At 63.4% G+C, this 17713-nt stretch carries 18 protein-coding genes; 7 read left to right on the top strand and 11 right to left on the bottom strand.

What is annotated here, in order from left to right:
• Positions 1-2 precede the first annotated feature (2 nt).
• Positions 3-1346 carry a nicotinate phosphoribosyltransferase gene (locus EIH27_RS01885; protein ID WP_277424088.1) on the top strand — a complete coding sequence of 448 codons (1344 nt, stop codon included), beginning with the start codon at positions 3-5 and terminating at the stop codon, positions 1344-1346.
• 36 nt (positions 1347-1382) lie between these two features.
• On the opposite strand, the gene EIH27_RS01880 is transcribed toward EIH27_RS01885, so the two are convergent.
• Together EIH27_RS01880 and EIH27_RS01875 are read right to left on the bottom strand one after the other, a co-directional pair.
• Entirely contained in the window at positions 1383-3176 is a 1794-nt protein-coding gene (locus EIH27_RS01880; protein WP_124040094.1) for a DEAD/DEAH box helicase, read from the bottom strand.
• Positions 3173-3514, bottom strand: a complete 342-nt coding sequence (locus EIH27_RS01875) for a DUF3039 domain-containing protein (protein ID WP_124039297.1) — start codon at positions 3512-3514, stop codon at positions 3173-3175. Before EIH27_RS01875 ends, EIH27_RS01880 begins: the two co-directional genes overlap by 4 nt.
• 134 nt (positions 3515-3648) lie before the next feature.
• Between EIH27_RS01875 and EIH27_RS01870 the strand changes: the two genes are divergently transcribed.
• Entirely contained in the window at positions 3649-4671 is a 1023-nt protein-coding gene (locus tag EIH27_RS01870) for a S66 family peptidase (RefSeq protein WP_124039296.1), read from the top strand.
• A 99-nt stretch (positions 4672-4770) separates the two neighbouring features.
• Here the strand turns inward: EIH27_RS01870 and EIH27_RS01865 are convergent, their stop codons facing one another.
• The gene (locus EIH27_RS01865; RefSeq protein ID WP_124039295.1) at positions 4771-5055 is read right to left on the bottom strand and encodes an HU family DNA-binding protein; all 285 of its coding nucleotides are present in this window, start codon (positions 5053-5055) and stop codon (positions 4771-4773) included.
• Positions 5056-5268: 213 nt separating this feature from the next.
• Between EIH27_RS01865 and mprF the strand changes: the two genes are divergently transcribed.
• The 4 genes from mprF (at position 5269) to EIH27_RS01845 (ending at position 10496) form a co-directional block, all read left to right on the top strand.
• Positions 5269-7986, top strand: coding sequence for a bifunctional lysylphosphatidylglycerol flippase/synthetase MprF (gene mprF, locus EIH27_RS01860; protein WP_124039294.1), 2718 nt, complete (start codon positions 5269-5271; stop codon positions 7984-7986).
• Positions 7987-8193: 207 nt separating this feature from the next.
• Entirely contained in the window at positions 8194-9027 is an 834-nt protein-coding gene (locus EIH27_RS01855) for a transporter substrate-binding domain-containing protein (protein WP_124039293.1), read from the top strand.
• On the top strand, positions 9020-9691 hold the full coding sequence (locus EIH27_RS01850) for an amino acid ABC transporter permease (protein ID WP_124039292.1): 672 nt from the start codon (positions 9020-9022) through the stop codon (positions 9689-9691). The genes EIH27_RS01855 and EIH27_RS01850 overlap by 8 nt, the downstream gene beginning before the upstream one ends.
• A 34-nt stretch (positions 9692-9725) precedes the next feature.
• Complete coding sequence (locus EIH27_RS01845; protein ID WP_124039291.1) at positions 9726-10496, top strand: amino acid ABC transporter ATP-binding protein; 771 nt, start codon at positions 9726-9728, stop codon at positions 10494-10496.
• 91 nt (positions 10497-10587) lie between these two features.
• Here EIH27_RS01845 and EIH27_RS01840 read toward each other — a convergent pair whose 3' ends face one another.
• Genes EIH27_RS01840 through EIH27_RS01830 form a run of 3 tightly spaced genes read right to left on the bottom strand, consistent with a single transcriptional unit; the run spans position 10588 to position 13450 of the window.
• Positions 10588-11337, bottom strand: coding sequence for an ATP-binding cassette domain-containing protein (locus tag EIH27_RS01840; protein ID WP_124039290.1), 750 nt, complete (start codon positions 11335-11337; stop codon positions 10588-10590).
• Positions 11337-12467, bottom strand: a complete 1131-nt coding sequence (locus EIH27_RS01835) for an ABC transporter permease (RefSeq protein ID WP_241152931.1) — start codon at positions 12465-12467, stop codon at positions 11337-11339. The genes EIH27_RS01840 and EIH27_RS01835 overlap by 1 nt, the downstream gene beginning before the upstream one ends.
• Positions 12467-13450 carry a substrate-binding domain-containing protein gene (locus EIH27_RS01830; RefSeq protein ID WP_124039289.1) on the bottom strand — a complete coding sequence of 328 codons (984 nt, stop codon included), beginning with the start codon at positions 13448-13450 and terminating at the stop codon, positions 12467-12469. Before EIH27_RS01830 ends, EIH27_RS01835 begins: the two co-directional genes overlap by 1 nt.
• A 119-nt stretch (positions 13451-13569) precedes the next feature.
• On the opposite strand from EIH27_RS01830, the gene EIH27_RS01825 reads away from it, so the two are divergent.
• The gene (locus tag EIH27_RS01825) at positions 13570-14568 is read left to right on the top strand and encodes a LacI family DNA-binding transcriptional regulator (protein WP_164461573.1); all 999 of its coding nucleotides are present in this window, start codon (positions 13570-13572) and stop codon (positions 14566-14568) included.
• Here EIH27_RS01825 and EIH27_RS01820 read toward each other — a convergent pair.
• The 5 genes from EIH27_RS01820 to EIH27_RS01800 form a co-directional block, all read right to left on the bottom strand.
• Positions 14561-15124, bottom strand: a complete 564-nt coding sequence (locus tag EIH27_RS01820; protein ID WP_124039287.1) for a hypothetical protein — start codon at positions 15122-15124, stop codon at positions 14561-14563. The genes EIH27_RS01825 and EIH27_RS01820 overlap by 8 nt on opposite strands.
• A gap of 8 nt (positions 15125-15132) precedes the next feature.
• Positions 15133-15753 (bottom strand): hypothetical protein, encoded by a 621-nt coding sequence (locus EIH27_RS01815; RefSeq protein WP_124039286.1) that lies wholly within the window; start codon positions 15751-15753, stop codon positions 15133-15135.
• Between the two features lie 9 nt (positions 15754-15762).
• Entirely contained in the window at positions 15763-16299 is a 537-nt protein-coding gene (locus tag EIH27_RS01810) for a hypothetical protein (RefSeq protein ID WP_206424853.1), read from the bottom strand.
• 349 nt (positions 16300-16648) lie between these two features.
• Positions 16649-16960, bottom strand: a complete 312-nt coding sequence (locus EIH27_RS01805; RefSeq protein ID WP_124039285.1) for a branched-chain amino acid transporter permease — start codon at positions 16958-16960, stop codon at positions 16649-16651.
• Positions 16957-17682, bottom strand: coding sequence for an AzlC family ABC transporter permease (locus tag EIH27_RS01800; protein ID WP_124039284.1), 726 nt, complete (start codon positions 17680-17682; stop codon positions 16957-16959). The genes EIH27_RS01805 and EIH27_RS01800 overlap by 4 nt, the downstream gene beginning before the upstream one ends.
• Positions 17683-17713: the final 31 nt, after the last annotated feature.

Here is a 17713-nt window from a genome sequence, read left to right as displayed (position 1 = left end):
CGATGCTTCGTATGACACATTCAACGGCACTGCTCACCGACATGTATGAGCTGACCATGGTTGATGCCGCACTCCAGGACGGCACGGCCTCCCGCCGGTGCGTGTTCGAGGTGTTCGCGCGGCGGCTACCCGGCGGGCGCCGCTACGGCGTGGTAGCGGGCATCGGGCGCATCATCGACCAGCTGCAGGATTTTCACTTCACTGACGAAGAGATCGCCTACCTGCGCAGCGCACACGTGGTGAGCGAGCACATGCTGGACTACCTGTCCAGCTATCACTTCTCCGGGAATCTGTACGGATATGCGGAGGGAGAACTCTACTTCCCCGGCTCCCCGATCCTCACGGCCACCGGCACGTTCGCCGAATGCTGCCTGCTGGAAACGCTTCTTCTGTCCGTACTCAACCACGATTCGGCGGTAGCCACCGCGGCCTCTCGCATGACGGCGGCCGCTCACGGCCGCCCGTGCGTTGATTTCGGCGCGCGCCGCGCCCACGAGGGCGCGGCTGTGGCCGCGGCCCGCGCCGCCTACGTGGCGGGATTCGTGGGCACCTCAGATTTGGAGGCCGGGCGCCTCTACGGCATCCCCGTTTCCGGCACCTCCGCCCACGCCTTCACGCTGCTTCACGATACGGAAATGGACGCCTTTAGCGCTCAAATCAAGGCGATGGGCACGGGCACCACACTGCTGGTGGATACCTATGACACGGAGCAGGGTGTGGAGCACGCGGTGCGGGCAGCGGAGGCGGCCGGCGGGAAGCTGGGTGCCATCCGTGTGGATTCCGGTGATCTGGTGGCCGGTGCCTTCAAGGTGCGCGGACAGCTTGACGCACTGGGGGCAACCTCCACGAAGATCACGGTGACCAATGATCTGGACGAGTACGCGCTGGCGGCACTCGGGTCCGCCCCGGTGGACGGATACGGCGTTGGTACCCGACTGGTGACCGGCAGCGGGGTACCCACCGCGGAGATGGTGTACAAGATGGTGGCGCGCGAAAACGCGGCGGGCACCGTGGTTCCGGTAGCCAAGCGGAGCGCCGGTAAGGCGGGTGTCGGCGGCTTTAAGGTGGCAGGCCGCCTCTCCCGCGGCGAGCGCGTTTCCGAGGAACTGGTGCTTTCCTGCGATTCCTGGGAGAAGGGCCAGCAAGCCCTCGCCGAACGCGGAGCCCGGCCACTTCAGGTGAAGCTCATTGACCGTGGCGTAATCAATGAGCAGTTTGGTGGGCGCGCCGGATTGGAACAGGCACGCGCACGTCACACCGCCTCCCGCCGTGAGCTGCCCGACGACGCCTGGCGCCTCTCCGCCGGCGAACCCGGTATTCCCACGCTTATGGAACGCGTGGATTAGGCGCAGCGTGGCCCCGGCCACGGGGCCGCGTGCCCGTCATTTGCGTCCCACGAACCAACCGCGCAGTTTGTCAATCCGTTCCTGGATCTGATCCGCGGAGGCCCGCGCAACCTCGGGCCCACCGCAGGCACGCCGCAGATCTACGTGGATTTTGGCATGCGCCTCACCCGATTTGGCGGCGTAGGCGGACACCAGGGAGGAGAGTTCCTTGCGTACTTTCCGGCGGCGTTGAATTTCGCTGGGTGCCCCGGCTTTCTCGGCGCCGCGTGATTTCGCGGCCTGCCGCCGGGTCTGTTCAGTTTGATGGTGGGCCAGGAGGGTTTTCACCTGGTCTGGCTCCAGGAGGCCGGGTATGCCCAGGAAGTCCATCTCCTCCTCGCTCCCGACCTCTCCACCAAAGCCGAACTCACCGCCGTCGAACAGAGCGCGATCAAAGGACGCCCCACTCTCCAACGCTTGGAAACCGGGAAGCGCTAGCTGATCCTCCGCGGATTCCTCGCGATTCGCCGCCTCTATGAGTGCGTCATCGAGTCCGTCCGGTGCGGACTTTTTCGCGATGGCGTGGTCGCGCTCCTTCTCCATTTCGGAGGCCAGCTGCAACAGGTTCGGCACCGAGGGAAGGAATACCGTGGCGGTCTCACCACGGCGTCGTACACGAACAAAACGTCCGATCGCCTGCGCGAAAAACAGCGGCGTGGAGGCCGACGTGGCGTACACGCCCACGGCGAGACGCGGAATATCCACACCCTCGGACACCATGCGCACGGCCACCATCCAGCGGGAGGTCCCCTCCGTGAACCGTTCAATACGATCGTTCGCGCCCGCATCATCAGAGAGCACCACAGCCGGATACTCGCCCGTGATCGCGGCGAGCGTATCCGCATAGGCGCGCGCGTTGGTCTGATTGGAGGCGATGACAAGGCCGGCGGCATCGTGAACCGTCTGCCGCACCACCGAGAGCCGATCGTTGGCGGCGCCGAGCACGGACGGGATCCACTGCCCGTGCGGATCCAGCGCGGTGCGCCAGGCCTGCTTGGTCATGTCCTTGGTGAGCGGCTCGCCGAGCGTTGCCTCGACCACGTCCCCCTGTTTTGTCTGCCACTGCATGTGGCCGGAGTAGGACATGAAGAGAACGGGGCGCACCACACCGTCCTTGAGCGCATCCCCGTAACCGTAGGCATAATCGGCCTTCGAGCGCAGGGTGCCGTATCCGTCCGGTTCATAGGTGACAAAGGGAATCTGGGATGTATCCGAACGGAACGGGGTGCCGGTGAGCGAGAGCCGGCGCGTAGCGGGCGTGAAGGCTCGCCGAATCGCGTCGCCCCAGGAGAGCGCGTCGCCGCCATGGTGCACCTCGTCGAGGATCACCAGCGTGGGCGCATGCTTCGTGCGCGCACGGTGCAGCTCCGGATTCGCGGCCACCTGGGCGTAGGTGACGCACACACCCTTGAAAAACTCCGCCTCCACCCGCTGCGCATTGGTGAAATCGGGGTCCAGCTGCAGCCCCACCCGCGAAGCGGACATGGCCCACTGCGTTTTCAGATGCTCCGTGGGGCACACCACGGTGACGCGCTCCACCACCTGACGTGCCAGCAGTTCGGTGGCAATGCGCAGTGCGAACGTGGTTTTCCCGGCGCCCGGGGTAGCAACGGTCAGGAAGTCCTGTGGATTCTCACGCAGGTAGAGATCCAGCGCCTCCGCCTGCCAGGCCCTCAGGGAGCGCGCCGTTCCCCACGCGGCACGCTGCGGGAAAGCCGGGGAGAGGTTTTCCGCGGCGTAGCGTGACGCGTTTCGTGGCGTATCCCGGGGCGACGACGCCCCCGCCCTCACTTGTCCGAACCGGATCCGGGTACGTCCGGGCCGAAGGGCCAACCGGACCCCTGCTTGCCCATCTGCTCGTAGATGGCCTTGCAGGTGGGACAGATGGGGAAACGATCGGGGTTGCGCGTGGGCGTCCAAATTTTCCCGCACAACGCCACCACGGGCTTACCGAAAACGGCGGATTCCGTGATGCGTTCCTTGCGCACGTAGTGGGCGTAGCGCTCCTCGTCACCGGGCGCATGCTCCTCCTGCGTCCGCTCCAGAACGGACGTGGACCCCTGGGACTGCGTGGCCGGGCCCGCCGGGGGCTCGGGCGCGCCGGGACGATCAAGCGGCTCACTACTCATGCCCCCATTGTAGGAAGCTCATCATTCCCTTCCCAGCCCTCCGTTGATCACATCACCACCCGCCGGACGACGCCGTCACGGACCGGTTTTCCGCGGCGCCCCAGCATCACCGTGCCGCCCGGTAGCATGCCTACATGGTTGATTCACCACTTCATCCCGGGGACCGCGTTGCCCTGCTCTCCCCCGCCTGGGCGGCGCCCGCCTATTTCCCTGCCCTTCACGAACAGGCGGTGGAGCGTATCGAACGCCTGCTGGGCGTCACGGTGGTCGAATTCCCAACCACCCGGAAGATGGGCGCAAGCCCCGCCGAGCGCGCCGCGGATGTCAACGCCGCCTTCGCGGACCGGAGTATTCGCGCGATCCTCACCACCGTGGGCGGCGACGATGAAATCCGCCTTATTCCGCATCTCAATCCGGCGCTGCCGCTCCAGGATCCGAAACCGTTCATCGGGTACTCGGACAATACAAACATCCTCGGGTGGCTGTGGAGCCTGGGGATAGCGGGATACTACGGCGGGGCGTCGATGGTACATTTCACCGGCCCCAGCGTGGATTCGGAGCAGGTGGAGACGCTGCGCGGAGCGCTATTCGGTGGCGGAACCCGCGAGCTCACCGCGCCGGCATCCAGCCAGGACTTCGGACTGGACTGGTCGGATCCGGCGGCACTCACCGAGGAGCCGCCGCGCGGAGCAAGCATGCCCCTGCAGTTCTTCGGTTCTGGACGCGTGAGCGGCCCCACCTGGGGCGGATGCCTCGAGGTGTTGGATCAGATGGCGCTAGCCGGCCGGCTCCCTGACGCCGAGTTACTTGAAGGTGCCATCCTTATCTTTGAGACCTCAGAAATACTGCCCCCACCCGAGTATGTGGGCCGTTGGCTGCGCGCCATGGGCGAGCGCGGCTACTTTGAAGCGGCTGCCGGCCTCCTTTTTGCTCGCCCGGTGGTGGATGACCGCGATCAGCCCGCCCCGGCCACCGTGTTACGAAGGCGCATCGAGGCCTATATTGACTACCTCGTGGCCAATGTGGCGCCCTACCGGAGCGATCTACCAACGTGCATTGGCGTGCCATTTGGCCATACCCGCCCGCAGTACGTCATTCCCTACAGCGGGCACGTCACCATTGACTGCGACGCCGAACGCGTTTTCGCCCACTATTAGGTCCGGCGGCGCCGCGGTGAGTGAGACGCGATGCCCGGCCGCGCAACCTCGTCGTCAGGGTACAAAAAAGGCCCGGACTAAGCCGGGCCTCCCATGGCGCTACTTGCTGGCCACGGCCTTCTTCAGGGTGGAGCCGGCGGAGATCTTCACGCCGTAGCCCGCCGGAATCTGGATTTCCTCGCCCGTGCGGGGGTTGCGGCCCTTGCGGGCTGCGCGCTCGGTGCGCTCGATGGACATGAGGCCCGTGATCTTGACGGGCTCGCCCGCCTGCAGGGACTCAATGAGAACGTCCTGAAGACCGGCGATCGCCTTATCGGCGTCAGCCTTGGACAACTCCGCCTTCTCGGCGATCTTGGCAATAAGCTCAGTGCGGTTGAGGGACATGTTTACCTCTCAGATCGATGTACTTGGAATGGCTCGTTGGAACCACTATCCCAAAATGTAGCCGAATTCGTCATGAAGATGTGCATTTTCGCGGATTCCGCTATGAGGAAATGTGCACCGTCATCCAGACGCCACTGGGCCGTACCGCCGCACATCCCACCATGGTTGCTCCCGCCTCGCTACACTCGGGCGCGACCAACAAGGAGATAACCAATGAGCTTCCTGAGAGCCCACTCTCGCCTGTTCAAGATTCTGTTCACAACTGCCATGATCATTGCGGTGGCGCTGGTGGCCCGTTCGCAGCTCTCGGAGATTTCCGGCGAGCACATGCGCCAGGCCCTTCACGCCGTCCCCACGGGCGTTCTCATCGCGCTCGCAGCCGCGGGATTACTGGCATTTACGGCCACGGGGTTGTACGACGTCGCCGCCGCACGCCACTACCGCATCCACCTGCCGTGGAAACGTGCCTTGGAGATCGGATGGGTGGCTCAGGCCTTCAATAACTTTGCCGGGCTGGGCGGACTCACGGGTGGCGCCATCCGGGCGCGCTACTACAAGCGATACGGAGCACAGGGTGATACGGCCGTACGCGTGAGCGTTGCCGTGTGGGCGGCGAACCTCATGGGGCTCTTCGTTATTCTTTTAGCCACACTTCCCTTTGGTGCCCGGTGGGATGGCAAGTTCCTGGCCGTGCCGGTGGTGGCATGCCTCTATATCCCCATTTACTTCCTGGCCGGGCGGATTCACCTGGGGAAGGTGAACCTGCAAACATCGGCCCTGGCGGACCAAAGTGCCCGGCAAAAGTTGGAGATGACCGGGGCATCGGTGGTGGATTGGCTTGCGGCGGCCGTGTTCTTCTGGCTGTGCGTATCCGCCTTCCAACCCCACGTTTCCCTCCTCAGCGCACTGTTTGTTTACGCCACCGCCACGCTTGTGGGCCTCATGTCCTTTATTCCCGCCGGACTAGGCTCCTTCGATGTAGCTGCCGTGGCCCTCTTCAGCGCCATGGGCCACGATTCCTCGCGTCTCCTACTGGCTCTCATCATCTATCGGGTTGCCTACTACGCGGTTCCGTGGGCGCTGGCCGCCCTCTACTGGTCCTGGCAGGAGATTGCCCCGCGGCTCGGTTTCGAGGATTCTCAGCGCCGTACTCGCCTGGTGGTGAATACGCTCTCCGTACTCACCCTGGTGGCCGGCATCATTCTGGTGGTGTCTGCGCTCACGCCCGAGATTGGCCAGCGCGTCCATTTCATGCGCGGCCTCCTGCCTCCACCCATTATGCGGGCCTCGCACCTCACCGTGCTGCTCACCGGCGTCATTATGGTGGTGCTTTCCCGCGGCATTCACGCCCGGGTGGAACGCGCCTACCGGCTCACGATGGTGCTGATCATTATTGCGGCCGTCGCCTGCGTGGCCCGCGGGCTCGATTGGGAGGAAGCAACCTACCTGCTGATCTTCGGACTGTTGCTCGTGGCGGGCCGGACAGCGTTTGATCGTCAGCCACTGCGGCCTTCATGGCGCTCGCTGCTACCGTCTCTTCTATTCGTATTCGGCGTGACGGGTGCAATCGTGGCGTGGCACCTCATGCACGGGGCACCACACGGCTTCGTGCATGGCAAGCCGATCGCCATCATCGTGTTCAACGTCCTGTTCGCGGCGGCCATCGCACTCGCGGTCATGTATTCCCGCCCCTCCGGGCCCGAGTTCATCCGCCCGGGGCACAAGGATGTAGCGCGTTTCCGCGCGTTTATTGAGCAGTACGGCGGCAACGCATATACGCACCTCTTCTATCTTGGCGATAAGCAGGTGTTCTACTCCTCCGATGGTGCCGCAGCCCTGCTGTACCGCCCGCAGGGGAACCTACTCATCGTCCTCGGTGATCCGTTTGGGGATCCGGCCGCCTTTGAACGCGTAGTCGCAGAATTTGTGGACTTCGCCGATAACGAGGGAGCGCGCGTGTGCGTCTACGAACTTGAGGAGCGCCATCTGGGCATTCTTGCGAATGAGGGGTTCAGCTTCATCAAGTTGGGTGAGGACGCCTCCGTGGACCTCTCCTGCTTCTCGCTGGTCGGCAACCAGGGGAAACCGTTCCGGCGCATGCGTAACCGCATGAAGGAGTTGAGCTTCGAATTGGTACGCCCACCGTTCACGCCCGAGTTCCTGGCTGAACTGCGTGAGGTATCCGATGCCTGGCTTGGAGACCGTACGGAGATGGGATTCTCACTGGGCTTCTTTGACCCCGCCTACGTGGGCCGTGCACCCGTCGCCGTCATGCGGAGCGCTACCCGCCTGGAGGGCTTCGCCACCCTCATGCCGATGGGCCCGGGTGTAGCCTCCGTGGACCTCATGCGTATCCGGCCGGATGCGCCGGCCCCCACGATGGATGGTCTGTTTGTGTCCCTCCTGGAGCAGGCGAAGGAGCTCGGCTACCGCTCCTTCGATCTGGGGATGGCGCCCATGTCCAATACCGGGGTGCGCCCGCACGCGTATCGACGCGAAAAAATTGTGCGGTTGGTATATGACTACGGCAATCGCGTCTATAACTTCTCCGGCCTACGCTCCTACAAGGAGAAGTTCCACCCGGCCTGGCGCTCCCGCTATCTCGTGTATCCGGGCGCGTCGTCCCTCGCGTCCACCCTTGTGGCGCTGCTCGACGCCGTCCAGCACCCCGACCGGTCCGAGGGCGCGCTACCACTACCGATTCAGGCGCCACGAATTCCCGAGCACGAGCCTCCTGTCGAGCCGCCCCTCCCCGGAGCTGTCATGCTCGCGGGAGTAAAGGGTACGGTGGCCGGTGCGACCGCAGGAGAAACGGCGTCGGGCGAAACGACATCAAGCGAAACGATGGCACCCGCGCGGACGCAACCACGCACGTCGACGTCGAACAAAACCACGCGGGCATCGAACGAAACCTCGCTCAGCGACACCTAAATCACCGCGTTTCTCTCACCCGGATCTGTAGGCCTCGCCGGTCCAAAAGGACAGGGCACGCGAGTTGGCGGCGCGCCCAGGCGACCATCGGTCACCGGGTATCTCCTGCTGCTCACTATGTGGCGGGCCTTGGCCTCGGCCCGGTCAGCGCATTAGGGTACAAAAGCGTTCTCAAAAGGGAACCGGATCACGCACTCGGAGGCATCAATGAAGAAGTTCTTCGCACTACTCGCTACTCCTGCCCTGCTTCTCAGCGCGTGTGCGGGCCAAAGCGCCCAGTCGCCGTCGGAAACGGCGTCGGTGGGGACGGTTCGCGTGGGTCTGGAGGGCGTCTACCCGCCCTACTCCTTCCATGATGATTCCAATACGCTCGCCGGTTTTGAGACGGACATCGCCCGACAACTGGTAGAGGACATGGGTGAGGAACCGCAGTACGTGGAGACCGAGTGGGATTCGCTCATCGCCGGCCTCGACGTGGACCGCTATGACATGGTCATTAACAATATCGGGGTCACGAAGGAGCGGCAGGAGCGCTACGACCTCACGATCCCGTACATGTACTCAACGCCGCAGCTGGTGGTACCGGAGGATTCGGACATCAAGGCGATTTCGGACCTACCGGGACACACGTGCGCGTCAACGCCCACCTCAAACTTTGGGAAGGCAATCCAGGAGAACGGCGGAAAGATTCTGCCGGCCTCCGGATTCAATGACACGGTAGAACTGGTGCAGCAGGGCCGGGCGGACTGCCTGGCCAACGATGCGATCACGCTCGGCTACTACATGACGCAGCACCCAGAAGCGAAGCTCCGCATGATCCCGTTTGAGCAGGATACGGCGGCTGCCTCGGCCATCATGGTGAAGAAGGGCAATACCGAGCTCCTCAACGCCCTCAATGAGGGTATCCGCACGGGGCTTAAGGACGGCTCGATTAAGGCTGCCGTAGCCAAGTATGTGGGCGAGGAAGCCGCCGCGCAGGTGGTGGACCCGGCCGCGAAGAATGCCGATTCCGCCTCGAAGTCAACGTCCGCCAATGAGTGATTTCCTGCAGATTTGGGCGGATTCCTTCCCGTCCCTGGCTCTCGCCACCATCGGCGTGACCATTCCGCTCTCGCTCATTGCCTTCGCCATTGCACTGGTGCTCGCGGTCATCACGGCTCGGGCGCGCGTGAGTCGTTTCCGCCTGGCGCGCGCCGTCGCCTGGTTCTACGTGTGGGTATTCCGCGGCACGCCGCTGCTGGTGCAGCTGTGCATCGTGTTCTTCGGCCTGCCCCGCGTCGGCATCACCTTTAACGCGTGGACCGCCGGCATCATCACGCTGGCTCTCAACACGGGCGCCTACGCCTCGGAAGGCATCCGCGCCGCCGAGTCCTCCATTCCCGCCGGACAGTGGGAGGCTGCGCGCGTTCTGCATCTCACGCGCTGGGAGACACTCCGCTACGTGATTGCGCCGCAGATGTGGCGCATTGCCCTGCCGCCGCTCTCCAATGAATTCATCAATATTTTTAAGTCCACGTCGCTGGTGTCCACCATTACGCTGGCCGACGTGTTCCAGGTGGGCCAGCAGATCACCGCTCGCATTTATGAGCCGCTCGCCGTTTACACCGAGGTGGCGCTCATTTACCTGCTCATCTCCACCCTCCTCACCTGGATCCAGGGGCGCCTGGAGCACCGCCTCTCCCGGTACGTGGCGGTCGCAAAATGACGGCGCACCGGACTAATACGCTGGGAGCAGCCCAATGATTTCCGTTTCCAACATCACCAAAGCATTCGGCACCGTGCAGGCATTACGCGGGGTGAGTACCGAGTTCCCCGAGCGGAACACCACCGTGATCGTGGGCCCCTCGGGTTCGGGAAAGTCCACGCTTCTGCGCTGCCTCAACCTACTGGAGGTTCCGGATTCGGGCACCCTCACCATCGACGACGCCGCCCTCACCTTTCCCGCGCGTCTCTCGCGGGCGGATAGGGCGCAGGCGGCCGACGCCTCCACCATGGTGTTCCAGTCCTTCAACCTGTTTCCGCACCTGACGGTCCGCGATAACGTAGCCCTCGCCCTGCGGCAGTACATTCGCAGGAACAGGGATGCGCTGGTGGGCGATGTGACAGGCAGCGCCACGGAGCTGGCGCAGCAGATCGCGCAGGATCGGCTGGAGCAGGTTGGCCTGGCGGATAAGGGCGACGCGTACCCGTCCCAGCTCTCGGGCGGCCAGCAGCAGCGGGTGGCCATCGCCCGCGCGCTCGCCGTGTCCCCCACCTACCTGCTGTGCGATGAGCCCACCTCTGCCCTGGATCCCGAACTCGCCGTCGAGGTGTCCCGTGTTCTCATCGACGTGGCGCGCTCTGGTCAGTCACTCGTGATTGTCACGCATGATCTGGCCTTCGCGCGGCGCGTGGCGGACCGGCTCATTTTCCTCGACGAGGGCGTGATTGGGTACGACGGCGAACCATCCGGGTTCTTCGGGTCCACCGATCCGCGTATCCGGGATTTCCTGGCGATCTTCGAGATTTGAGGCGGACTACCCCGCTGGGCGCGCCGCCCCGGTCGCGGCGCGCCGCACACCACGGCGCCCGGAGCAACGACGTCGTCCAGCCGCGTAACCCCTACTCTTCGCTGCCGGCCATGAGCGTCATGAGCTGGGATTCGGACACCTCACCGCGGCGGGCCTGCAGCACGGCCCGGCCGCCATTGAGGATGAGGAACTCGTCCCCCACCCGGTAGGCGTGCGACGGATTATGCGTCACCAGCACCACGCCGGCACCACGAGAGGCGGCAGCGCGGATGAGCGTGAGCACCAGGCGCGCCTGGCGGACACCGAGCGCTGCCGTCGGCTCATCAAGCACGAGTACCTCAGCACCACGGTACGCGGCGCGGGCGATGGCTACGCACTGCCGCTGCCCACCGGAAAGCGTGCCCACCAGCCGGTCCACGTCGTCAATGGGCACACCCATCGCGTTCATTTCTTCCCGCGTGATCCTGCGCATATCCGCCACATCAAGTAACCCGTGACGGCGCAGCTCCGCACCGAGGAAAAAGTTGCGCCACACGCTCATGAGATCCACCAGCCCCAGCGTCTGGAACACGGTGGAAATACCACGCTCTTGCGCCTCACGCGGTGAATGGAACACGGTGGTCTCGCCGTGCAGCAAGATCTCACCCTCGGTGGGGCGATGTGCGCCTGCCAGGATCTTGATGAGCGTGGACTTTCCAGCGCCGTTATCACCGAGCACGCACGTGACGTGACCGGGGCGCACGGCGAGATCGACCCCGTGAAGTACTTCCTGACGCCCATATGACTTGCGAATGCCAGCCAGTTCCACCACGGGAGCCGGCAGTGAAGTCTCATCTTTCATCACTTACGTCCTCCCTGCGCGCTGCGGCGCACCTTCTCGTTCACGATGGTGGCGGCCAGCAGCATGACGCCCAGGAACAGCTTGTACCAGTCATAATCCCATTGGGCCGCCGGAATACCCTGTTTGACCAGGCCAAAGATGAGGGCACCGAGTGCGCCACCCACCACGGATCCAGCGCCACCGGTCATGAGGCAGCCACCGATGACGGCGGCGATAATGTATTCAAATTCCAGTCCCACACCCAGGTTCGCCTGCACGGATCCGGTCCGGGCCATGACAATCATGCCGGTTACCCACGCACAGAAGCTCACCGTGAGGAACAGGAAAATCTTGACGCGTGCAACGGGTACACCGGAGGCGCGGGCTGCATCTGGATCACCACCCACGGCAAAGATCCAGTTACCCAGCCGCGTTCGCGTGAGCATGAGGGAGCCCGCCACCAGCAGCACTATCCACCAGATGACGGACACCTTGAGGCCGAAACTACCGATTTGGATGGTGGAGCCGAACACGGCGCGAATGGAGCGCCAGCCATCCATGCGCGCCACCCCCTCCGCGATCACCTGACCGGTAAGAAGTTTGGTAACCGCCAGGTCCAGCCCCTGGAGGGCGAACATGGTACCCAGCGTGACAATAAAACTGGGTAGTTTGGTGCGCACCAGCAGCACGCCGTTGAGGAGGCCCACCGCCAGCGTCACGAGCAGCGAAATCACTCCGCCGGCCCACACGTTGAGACCCAGCTGATAGGCCGCGTGCACGGCCACAAGCGCGGAAAACCCGGTGGCCACGCCCGAGGAGAGATCAAATTCCCCGCCGATCATGAGGAGAGAGACCCCCACCGCCATGATGCCCAGCAGGGAGGCCACATCCGCAACGTTGGCCAGGCCGCCGGCGGTGCGAAGGGAGGGTGCCACCAGCAGGAAAAACGTATAGACGATAACAGTACCCACGGCGGCGGGCAGCCCCGGGCGGGAAAGCATAAGCCGCGCCCAGGCCGGCTGCCGGAGGGCGGTGACGGTCACGTCGGTCTCGGCATCGTCACCGGGGGCTGGAACCGGGGCCGGCGCGGTGAGCTCCGGCGTCGTCTCGCTAATAATCCCGCCCGTTCTTCTCGTTTTTTGCTTCTCCACTACCGCATCCCCGCCTTAATGCCCGCCAGCGCGACGTCAATATTGCTCGCATTCACAATGTTTGGTCCGGTGGCCACCGTTTTACCGCCGCCGATGCTGAGCCCCGCCTGGTTGTGAAGCACGATTTCCTCCACGCCTAGATATCCCTGGAGGTAGGGCTGCTGGTCCACCGCAAAGTCCAGCTGCTTCTTTGAAATAAGCCCGGCCGTATCCGAGTCCAGATCCATCGTGCCGAGCGTGATTTTACGTCCGGTGGATTCGATGGCCGGCGCGGCAGCCGTGGCCACCGCAGAATTGAGCGTGAATACACCATCGATGGACGGGTCCGCGTTGAGGGCCGTCTGGATGGTGGTTTGTGCCTCGGATAGGTTCGCAATTTCCACCTGGAGGCGCGTCATAGGGATGCCGAGTGCCTTTTCGGCACCCTGGCAACGCGATTCCTGGGCGATATTGCCGGCCTCGTGTATCACGCAGAGCACGTGCTTGTCGCCCGCCTTCTTGAATTGTTCGCCGGCAGCGCCGCCCGCGTCCTTCTCATTCTGTCCGATATGGACAAGCGCCCCGTACGACGCCGATTCGGCCTCACCCGAGTTGATGGTTACCACGGGCACCCCGGCGGCCACCGCAGCCTCCACGGAATCCTTGAGTCCCTGCGGGTTTGCCATGGATACCACCAGTCCGTCCACCTTCTGCGCCACGGCGTTGTCAATGGCCTGGCTCTGCGCCTGCGGATCGCCCTGTCCCTGGTAGGTCACGTTGACGCAGTATCGCTTGCCAGCATCTTCTGCCCCACGTTTCACCACATCCCAGAACGGATCACCCTGCACACCGTGGCTAACCACCGCCACGGTGGACGTGGTGGCCGTGCAGCCGGATGCCGCCTGGGCAGAAGCCTTTTCGCGGGCAGCACCCCCGGTGCTAGAACAGCCGACCAAACCGAGCATCGTAACGGCCCCGAGCGCAAGTAGTTTCTGGACTCGCATGTTTCTCCGATCTTTACACGCACAGCGGGAGACATACACCCCGAGCGCTGAAGCGCTTCAGCAGGTACAGTAGCACGGAAACGATGCGGTTCTACACTGATACGGGTAAAAGGAGAGATATGACCAAGGCACCCACGCTGGACGATGTGGCGCGCTACGCCGGCGTTTCACGCACGCTCGTGTCCACCGCGCTACGCGGAAAAGGACGCGTGGCCGCCTCCACCCGCCTCCGTATCCTTGCCGCCTGCAAAGCTGTGGGATACCGGCCCAATCTCACCGCACGCTCACTGGCATCGGGGCGCTCGTCGGTGCTTGGTGTGCTGCTCGCAGACGTGCTTAACACATTTTTCGCCGCCGTGGCCGATGCGGTATCCCGCCACGCGGATCAGGCTGGCCTCACCACGCTCATCGCGACCGGACAGCACACGGAAGCAGGCGAGCGTCACGCCGTCGAACAGCTCACGGCGCAGCGTCCGCAGGGCGTGGTACTGCTTGGCCCCACCATGGCGGAGGAGGGCCTACTCCCCCTGTTGGGCGCCACCCCCACGGTGTCGATTTCCCGTGTACTGGGCGGCGTGAGTCGGGGCGCCATCGCCCTCGACGAGGAGGCCGGCGTACGGCTGGTTGTGGAGCATTTGGCGGGCCTCGGTCACCGCTCCATCACGCATATTGATGGCGGTAGCGGCGTATCAGCAGATGAGCGCCGCACCGCCTTCCTCGCCCGCACCCGTGCGGCGGGGGTGCAACCACAGATTTTCCCCGGTTCCTTCGACATTTCAGGCGGATACCGCGCCGCACGCGCACTTCTCGCCGCCGGCAGGCTTCCCACCGCCATCTGGGCCGCCAATGATCGTGCCGCGGCCGGCGTGCTGCTTGCACTCCGTGAAGCCGGGGTGCGGGTGCCCGGAGATGTGTCCGTCATGGGGTACGACGACGTCACGATGAGAGCCGGCACTGAACTTCATCTCACATCGGTGCGTCAGCCGATTGATGCCATGGGGCAGCTGGCCGTCGAACGCATCCTGGCACCGGACGCCACCGACGTCGGGACGGTACGCCTGGAACCCTCCCTGGTGGTACGCGGTTCAACAGGCCCCGCCCCGACGCCGGTTAGTTGATCGCAATCTCGACGTGACGCTCGCGCGGTGCCGAACCGAACCGGAGGGCGCCACGAGCTTTCCACGTGCCGGTAGAGCAGATGACGGGCTGAGAGGTGTAGTCATCCATGATGAAACCCCACGCCAGCGTGCCCGTCTCCCCTGGATTGAGATCATAGGGACCCACCGTCTGGCCCATCGACCAGAATATTTCCCGGTTGTACTCCCAGTGATACTTCCGGTAAATCTCGTCGATGAGCTTCGCGTTAACCGTCGCGGACCATGTCCACTTGCGGGACTTGGATTCCTTGATGATTTGCTGGATCGGCACTACGCCGTCCGTGTCATTAGACGTGGACACCTGACCCTCCACGTCAAAATGCGAACCGGTGAGTGTCACGAATTGACGCCTCTCCCTATTGCGCGTACACGCCGTGCCGGGCTGCGGACCCGTTTCCACGGCCTGAAGCATGGGGACGGGCGTCCACGTGTCCGAGGCCGCGAAAGCAGGAGCAGATGCCAACCCACTCGCCGCGAGCGCGATCGGAGCCAGTATCGCCGCAATTTTCTTATGCATAGGGACTCCTAATTGACGTACTGCAGGGACGGGGTGTCCTTGCCCGTGGCTGGATCTGTCATGTGCCATACGACGAAGCGGGTGGATGGGCCGGAGCCTGAATACTCACCGAATGCCGCCTCGGTCCGCCACAGGTGTGTGCGCGTATCACAGGTACGGACACGACCAATGAAGCTCTTCATGTGGACGCCGTAATCTGCACGCATCGTTTGCCCGGGCTTCACCGTGACAGGCCCGAGCGTATCCCCCACGCGCCATTCAGATTCCTCAACGATGCCGTATCGGCCGGTTAGTCCCTTGAAAAATACGTCCCACGCATTGGAGGTGGTCGATGCCTTGACGGATTCGTTGACACCTTCTGTTACCTCAAGGGTGTACCGGATTGGCCGATCCGTACGGTTGGTGAATGAACTGGTGCCGTTGTAGCGGTCCCACTCATCCGTCACCCACTGCTCGAAGGGGTGCCGATGCCCATCCACCGCGGGGTCACAGTGCTCATCGTTGACGAATGTGGAGCGGTGTTCATCCTGATTTGGGGTGACCGACTGCTCCACCACCGCGAAGGCGCTCGCCGGTGCGGTAACGGCAAGAAACATCGCCGCAAGCGCCCCAACAATCACTTTCTTCATGCGAGCTCCCTACAGTGCGGAGTTCGGACGCATGTACACACGGACGTGGCGCTCTTTCGGCACGGTGCCGTGGTAGGGCCGGCCTGCATCGACCCAGGTGCCATTTGTGCAGCGTAGGTGCGTACCCTCAAAGCTCTGGTTGAGGAAACCGTATTCCAGCACACCCGTATAGCCGGGCTTGACCATGTACGGACCAAGTGTCTGGCCTACCTCCCAGGTTTGGGTGGACTGGTAGCCACTGGAAATGGCGATGTGGAATAGCTGGAGCAGATCGAAGTCCACGGATCCACCCACGTTCCAGGACTTGGTTTTACCCTCGGTGAGGGTTTGCGTGAGCGGGAGCGGCTCGTCGTTGTAATTGGCGACGCTTGCCGTTCCTTCAATTTCAAACTGGCTGCCCGTAATCTTCAGGGACTGCCCTCGCTGTCCCTCGATTGCGCAGCTTTCACCAACCTGCCCGGGAACAACCTGGGGCGCGGCGGAAGCTTGAGGAGCTGTCAGGGTGCCCATCATGCCCGTGATTGCAAGTGCCAGGGTTGCCGTCATCGTGGCTGTAAGTCTTTTAATATGCACGGATTTACCTCTCTCTCGCGCGCCTGCTCTCTGCAGACTCTTTCATGCTAAAGGGACAGAGATACGTGGCCAAGATTTCTTAACAGTTAATCACCAAATTGAAGTACCGTAGGCAAACTATGCGGCTCTAGAACAATGAAATGTAGGATAACCGTCATCTTTTGACATAATTTCCGACGGTTATTCTAGGGCACGCATTTGTTTAATGGAGGCACATTCTTAAGCCTCGCCTTTTGTTCACAATCACGTTTCGGCGACGCCGGTGTGGCCAGGCTTGTGTCATCATATCGGCCGGACTGTATTCCACGGGCGGTACATATGCCTAGATGAGCGTAAGCGCCAGCGCGAAGGCAGCCGTCCCACCTATTAGCGAGACCAGTGTGTTGCGGAAGGCCAGGTGCAGACCCACCGTCACCGCAATGCCCGCGGCCGGCGGCACCCATTCCCAGCCGGAAAAAGAAACACCATGGAGCGTGTACACCACGAGGATCAGCATGACGGCCGCGGGCATGGTGCGCCCCAGATAGGCAAGCAGCGCCGAATCACGCACACGACGCAGAAAAACAAACGGGGCGGCACGCAGCGCAAAAGTGATGAGCCACGTGACCAGCACAGCCAACAGAATGTACCTCATGGCATCCCGTCCAGGTCCGGGCGCGGCGGGGACGGGTGGCCACGCTTCGTCGTCGTACCCATAATCACCAGTACCAGCGTGAGAGCGGAGAGCGCTACGGGAAGGAAGAACTGCCGGGGCACAATGAGCGCCGCGGCCGCCACACATGCACCCACAATGGTTTCGATGCGGGACGGATTCGCCCGGTAGGCATCCATCATGAGGACGACGAACAGCGCCGTCAGCAGAAAACTGAGGATGCGCTGGTCAATGGGGATGGCCAGCCCCACCGCGGCACCGAGCGCGCACCCACTCACCCAGGCCGCATGGCACAGCCCCTGCACCCACAGGAGCCACGGGCCGGTAATGGATTCGCGCGGCCGGGCCGAGACGAGGGCGTAAACCTCGTCGGTGAGCGAATGAATAGCGTAAAGGCGCCCGGGCCCACGTTTCACCCGCTCCAGCGGGAAACTAATGCCATAAAACACGTGGCGGAACTGGATGAGAAGCGCCGCGAGCGCGATGGATGCCAGCGGAACGTGAGCCACCACCATCGGCACGAGCAGAAACTCCATTGACCCGGCATAAACCACAAGTCCGAACACCGGCGCCCACCACCAGTCCAGACCCGCACCCACGACGGTCATACCCAGCCCCATGCCCAGCGGAACGTATCCGAGCATCACCGGCAAGGCGTCACGGGCGGCCGCACGCAATTCGGCGCGGGTGTCGGTGGTGTGCATGAGGCGAGCCTAGAACGGCGCGGACCGGGGC

Origin of the sequence: Neoactinobaculum massilliense (assembly GCF_900604955.1) — a bacterium.
Lineage (GTDB): Bacteria > Actinomycetota > Actinomycetes > Actinomycetales > Actinomycetaceae > Neoactinobaculum > Neoactinobaculum massilliense.
This window is presented reverse-complemented; position numbering and strand designations above follow the sequence as displayed.

Excerpts from the sequence above, each read along its gene's own strand:
- EIH27_RS01885 (WP_277424088.1), top strand. The coding sequence starts at position 3 with ATGCTTCGTATGACACATTCAACGGCACTGCTCACCGACATGTATGAG.
- EIH27_RS01875 (WP_124039297.1), bottom strand. The coding sequence starts at position 3,514 with ATGAGTAGTGAGCCGCTTGATCGTCCCGGCGCGCCCGAGCCCCCGGCG.
- EIH27_RS01870 (WP_124039296.1), top strand. The coding sequence starts at position 3,649 with ATGGTTGATTCACCACTTCATCCCGGGGACCGCGTTGCCCTGCTCTCC.
- EIH27_RS01865 (WP_124039295.1), bottom strand. The coding sequence starts at position 5,055 with ATGTCCCTCAACCGCACTGAGCTTATTGCCAAGATCGCCGAGAAGGCG.
- mprF (WP_124039294.1), top strand. The coding sequence starts at position 5,269 with ATGAGCTTCCTGAGAGCCCACTCTCGCCTGTTCAAGATTCTGTTCACA.
- EIH27_RS01855 (WP_124039293.1), top strand. The coding sequence starts at position 8,194 with ATGAAGAAGTTCTTCGCACTACTCGCTACTCCTGCCCTGCTTCTCAGC.
- EIH27_RS01850 (WP_124039292.1), top strand. The coding sequence starts at position 9,020 with ATGAGTGATTTCCTGCAGATTTGGGCGGATTCCTTCCCGTCCCTGGCT.
- EIH27_RS01845 (WP_124039291.1), top strand. The coding sequence starts at position 9,726 with ATGATTTCCGTTTCCAACATCACCAAAGCATTCGGCACCGTGCAGGCA.
- EIH27_RS01840 (WP_124039290.1), bottom strand. The coding sequence starts at position 11,337 with ATGAAAGATGAGACTTCACTGCCGGCTCCCGTGGTGGAACTGGCTGGC.
- EIH27_RS01830 (WP_124039289.1), bottom strand. The coding sequence starts at position 13,450 with ATGCGAGTCCAGAAACTACTTGCGCTCGGGGCCGTTACGATGCTCGGT.
- EIH27_RS01825 (WP_164461573.1), top strand. The coding sequence starts at position 13,570 with ATGACCAAGGCACCCACGCTGGACGATGTGGCGCGCTACGCCGGCGTT.
- EIH27_RS01820 (WP_124039287.1), bottom strand. The coding sequence starts at position 15,124 with ATGCATAAGAAAATTGCGGCGATACTGGCTCCGATCGCGCTCGCGGCG.
- EIH27_RS01815 (WP_124039286.1), bottom strand. The coding sequence starts at position 15,753 with ATGAAGAAAGTGATTGTTGGGGCGCTTGCGGCGATGTTTCTTGCCGTT.
- EIH27_RS01810 (WP_206424853.1), bottom strand. The coding sequence starts at position 16,299 with ATGACGGCAACCCTGGCACTTGCAATCACGGGCATGATGGGCACCCTG.
- EIH27_RS01805 (WP_124039285.1), bottom strand. The coding sequence starts at position 16,960 with ATGAGGTACATTCTGTTGGCTGTGCTGGTCACGTGGCTCATCACTTTT.
- EIH27_RS01800 (WP_124039284.1), bottom strand. The coding sequence starts at position 17,682 with ATGCACACCACCGACACCCGCGCCGAATTGCGTGCGGCCGCCCGTGAC.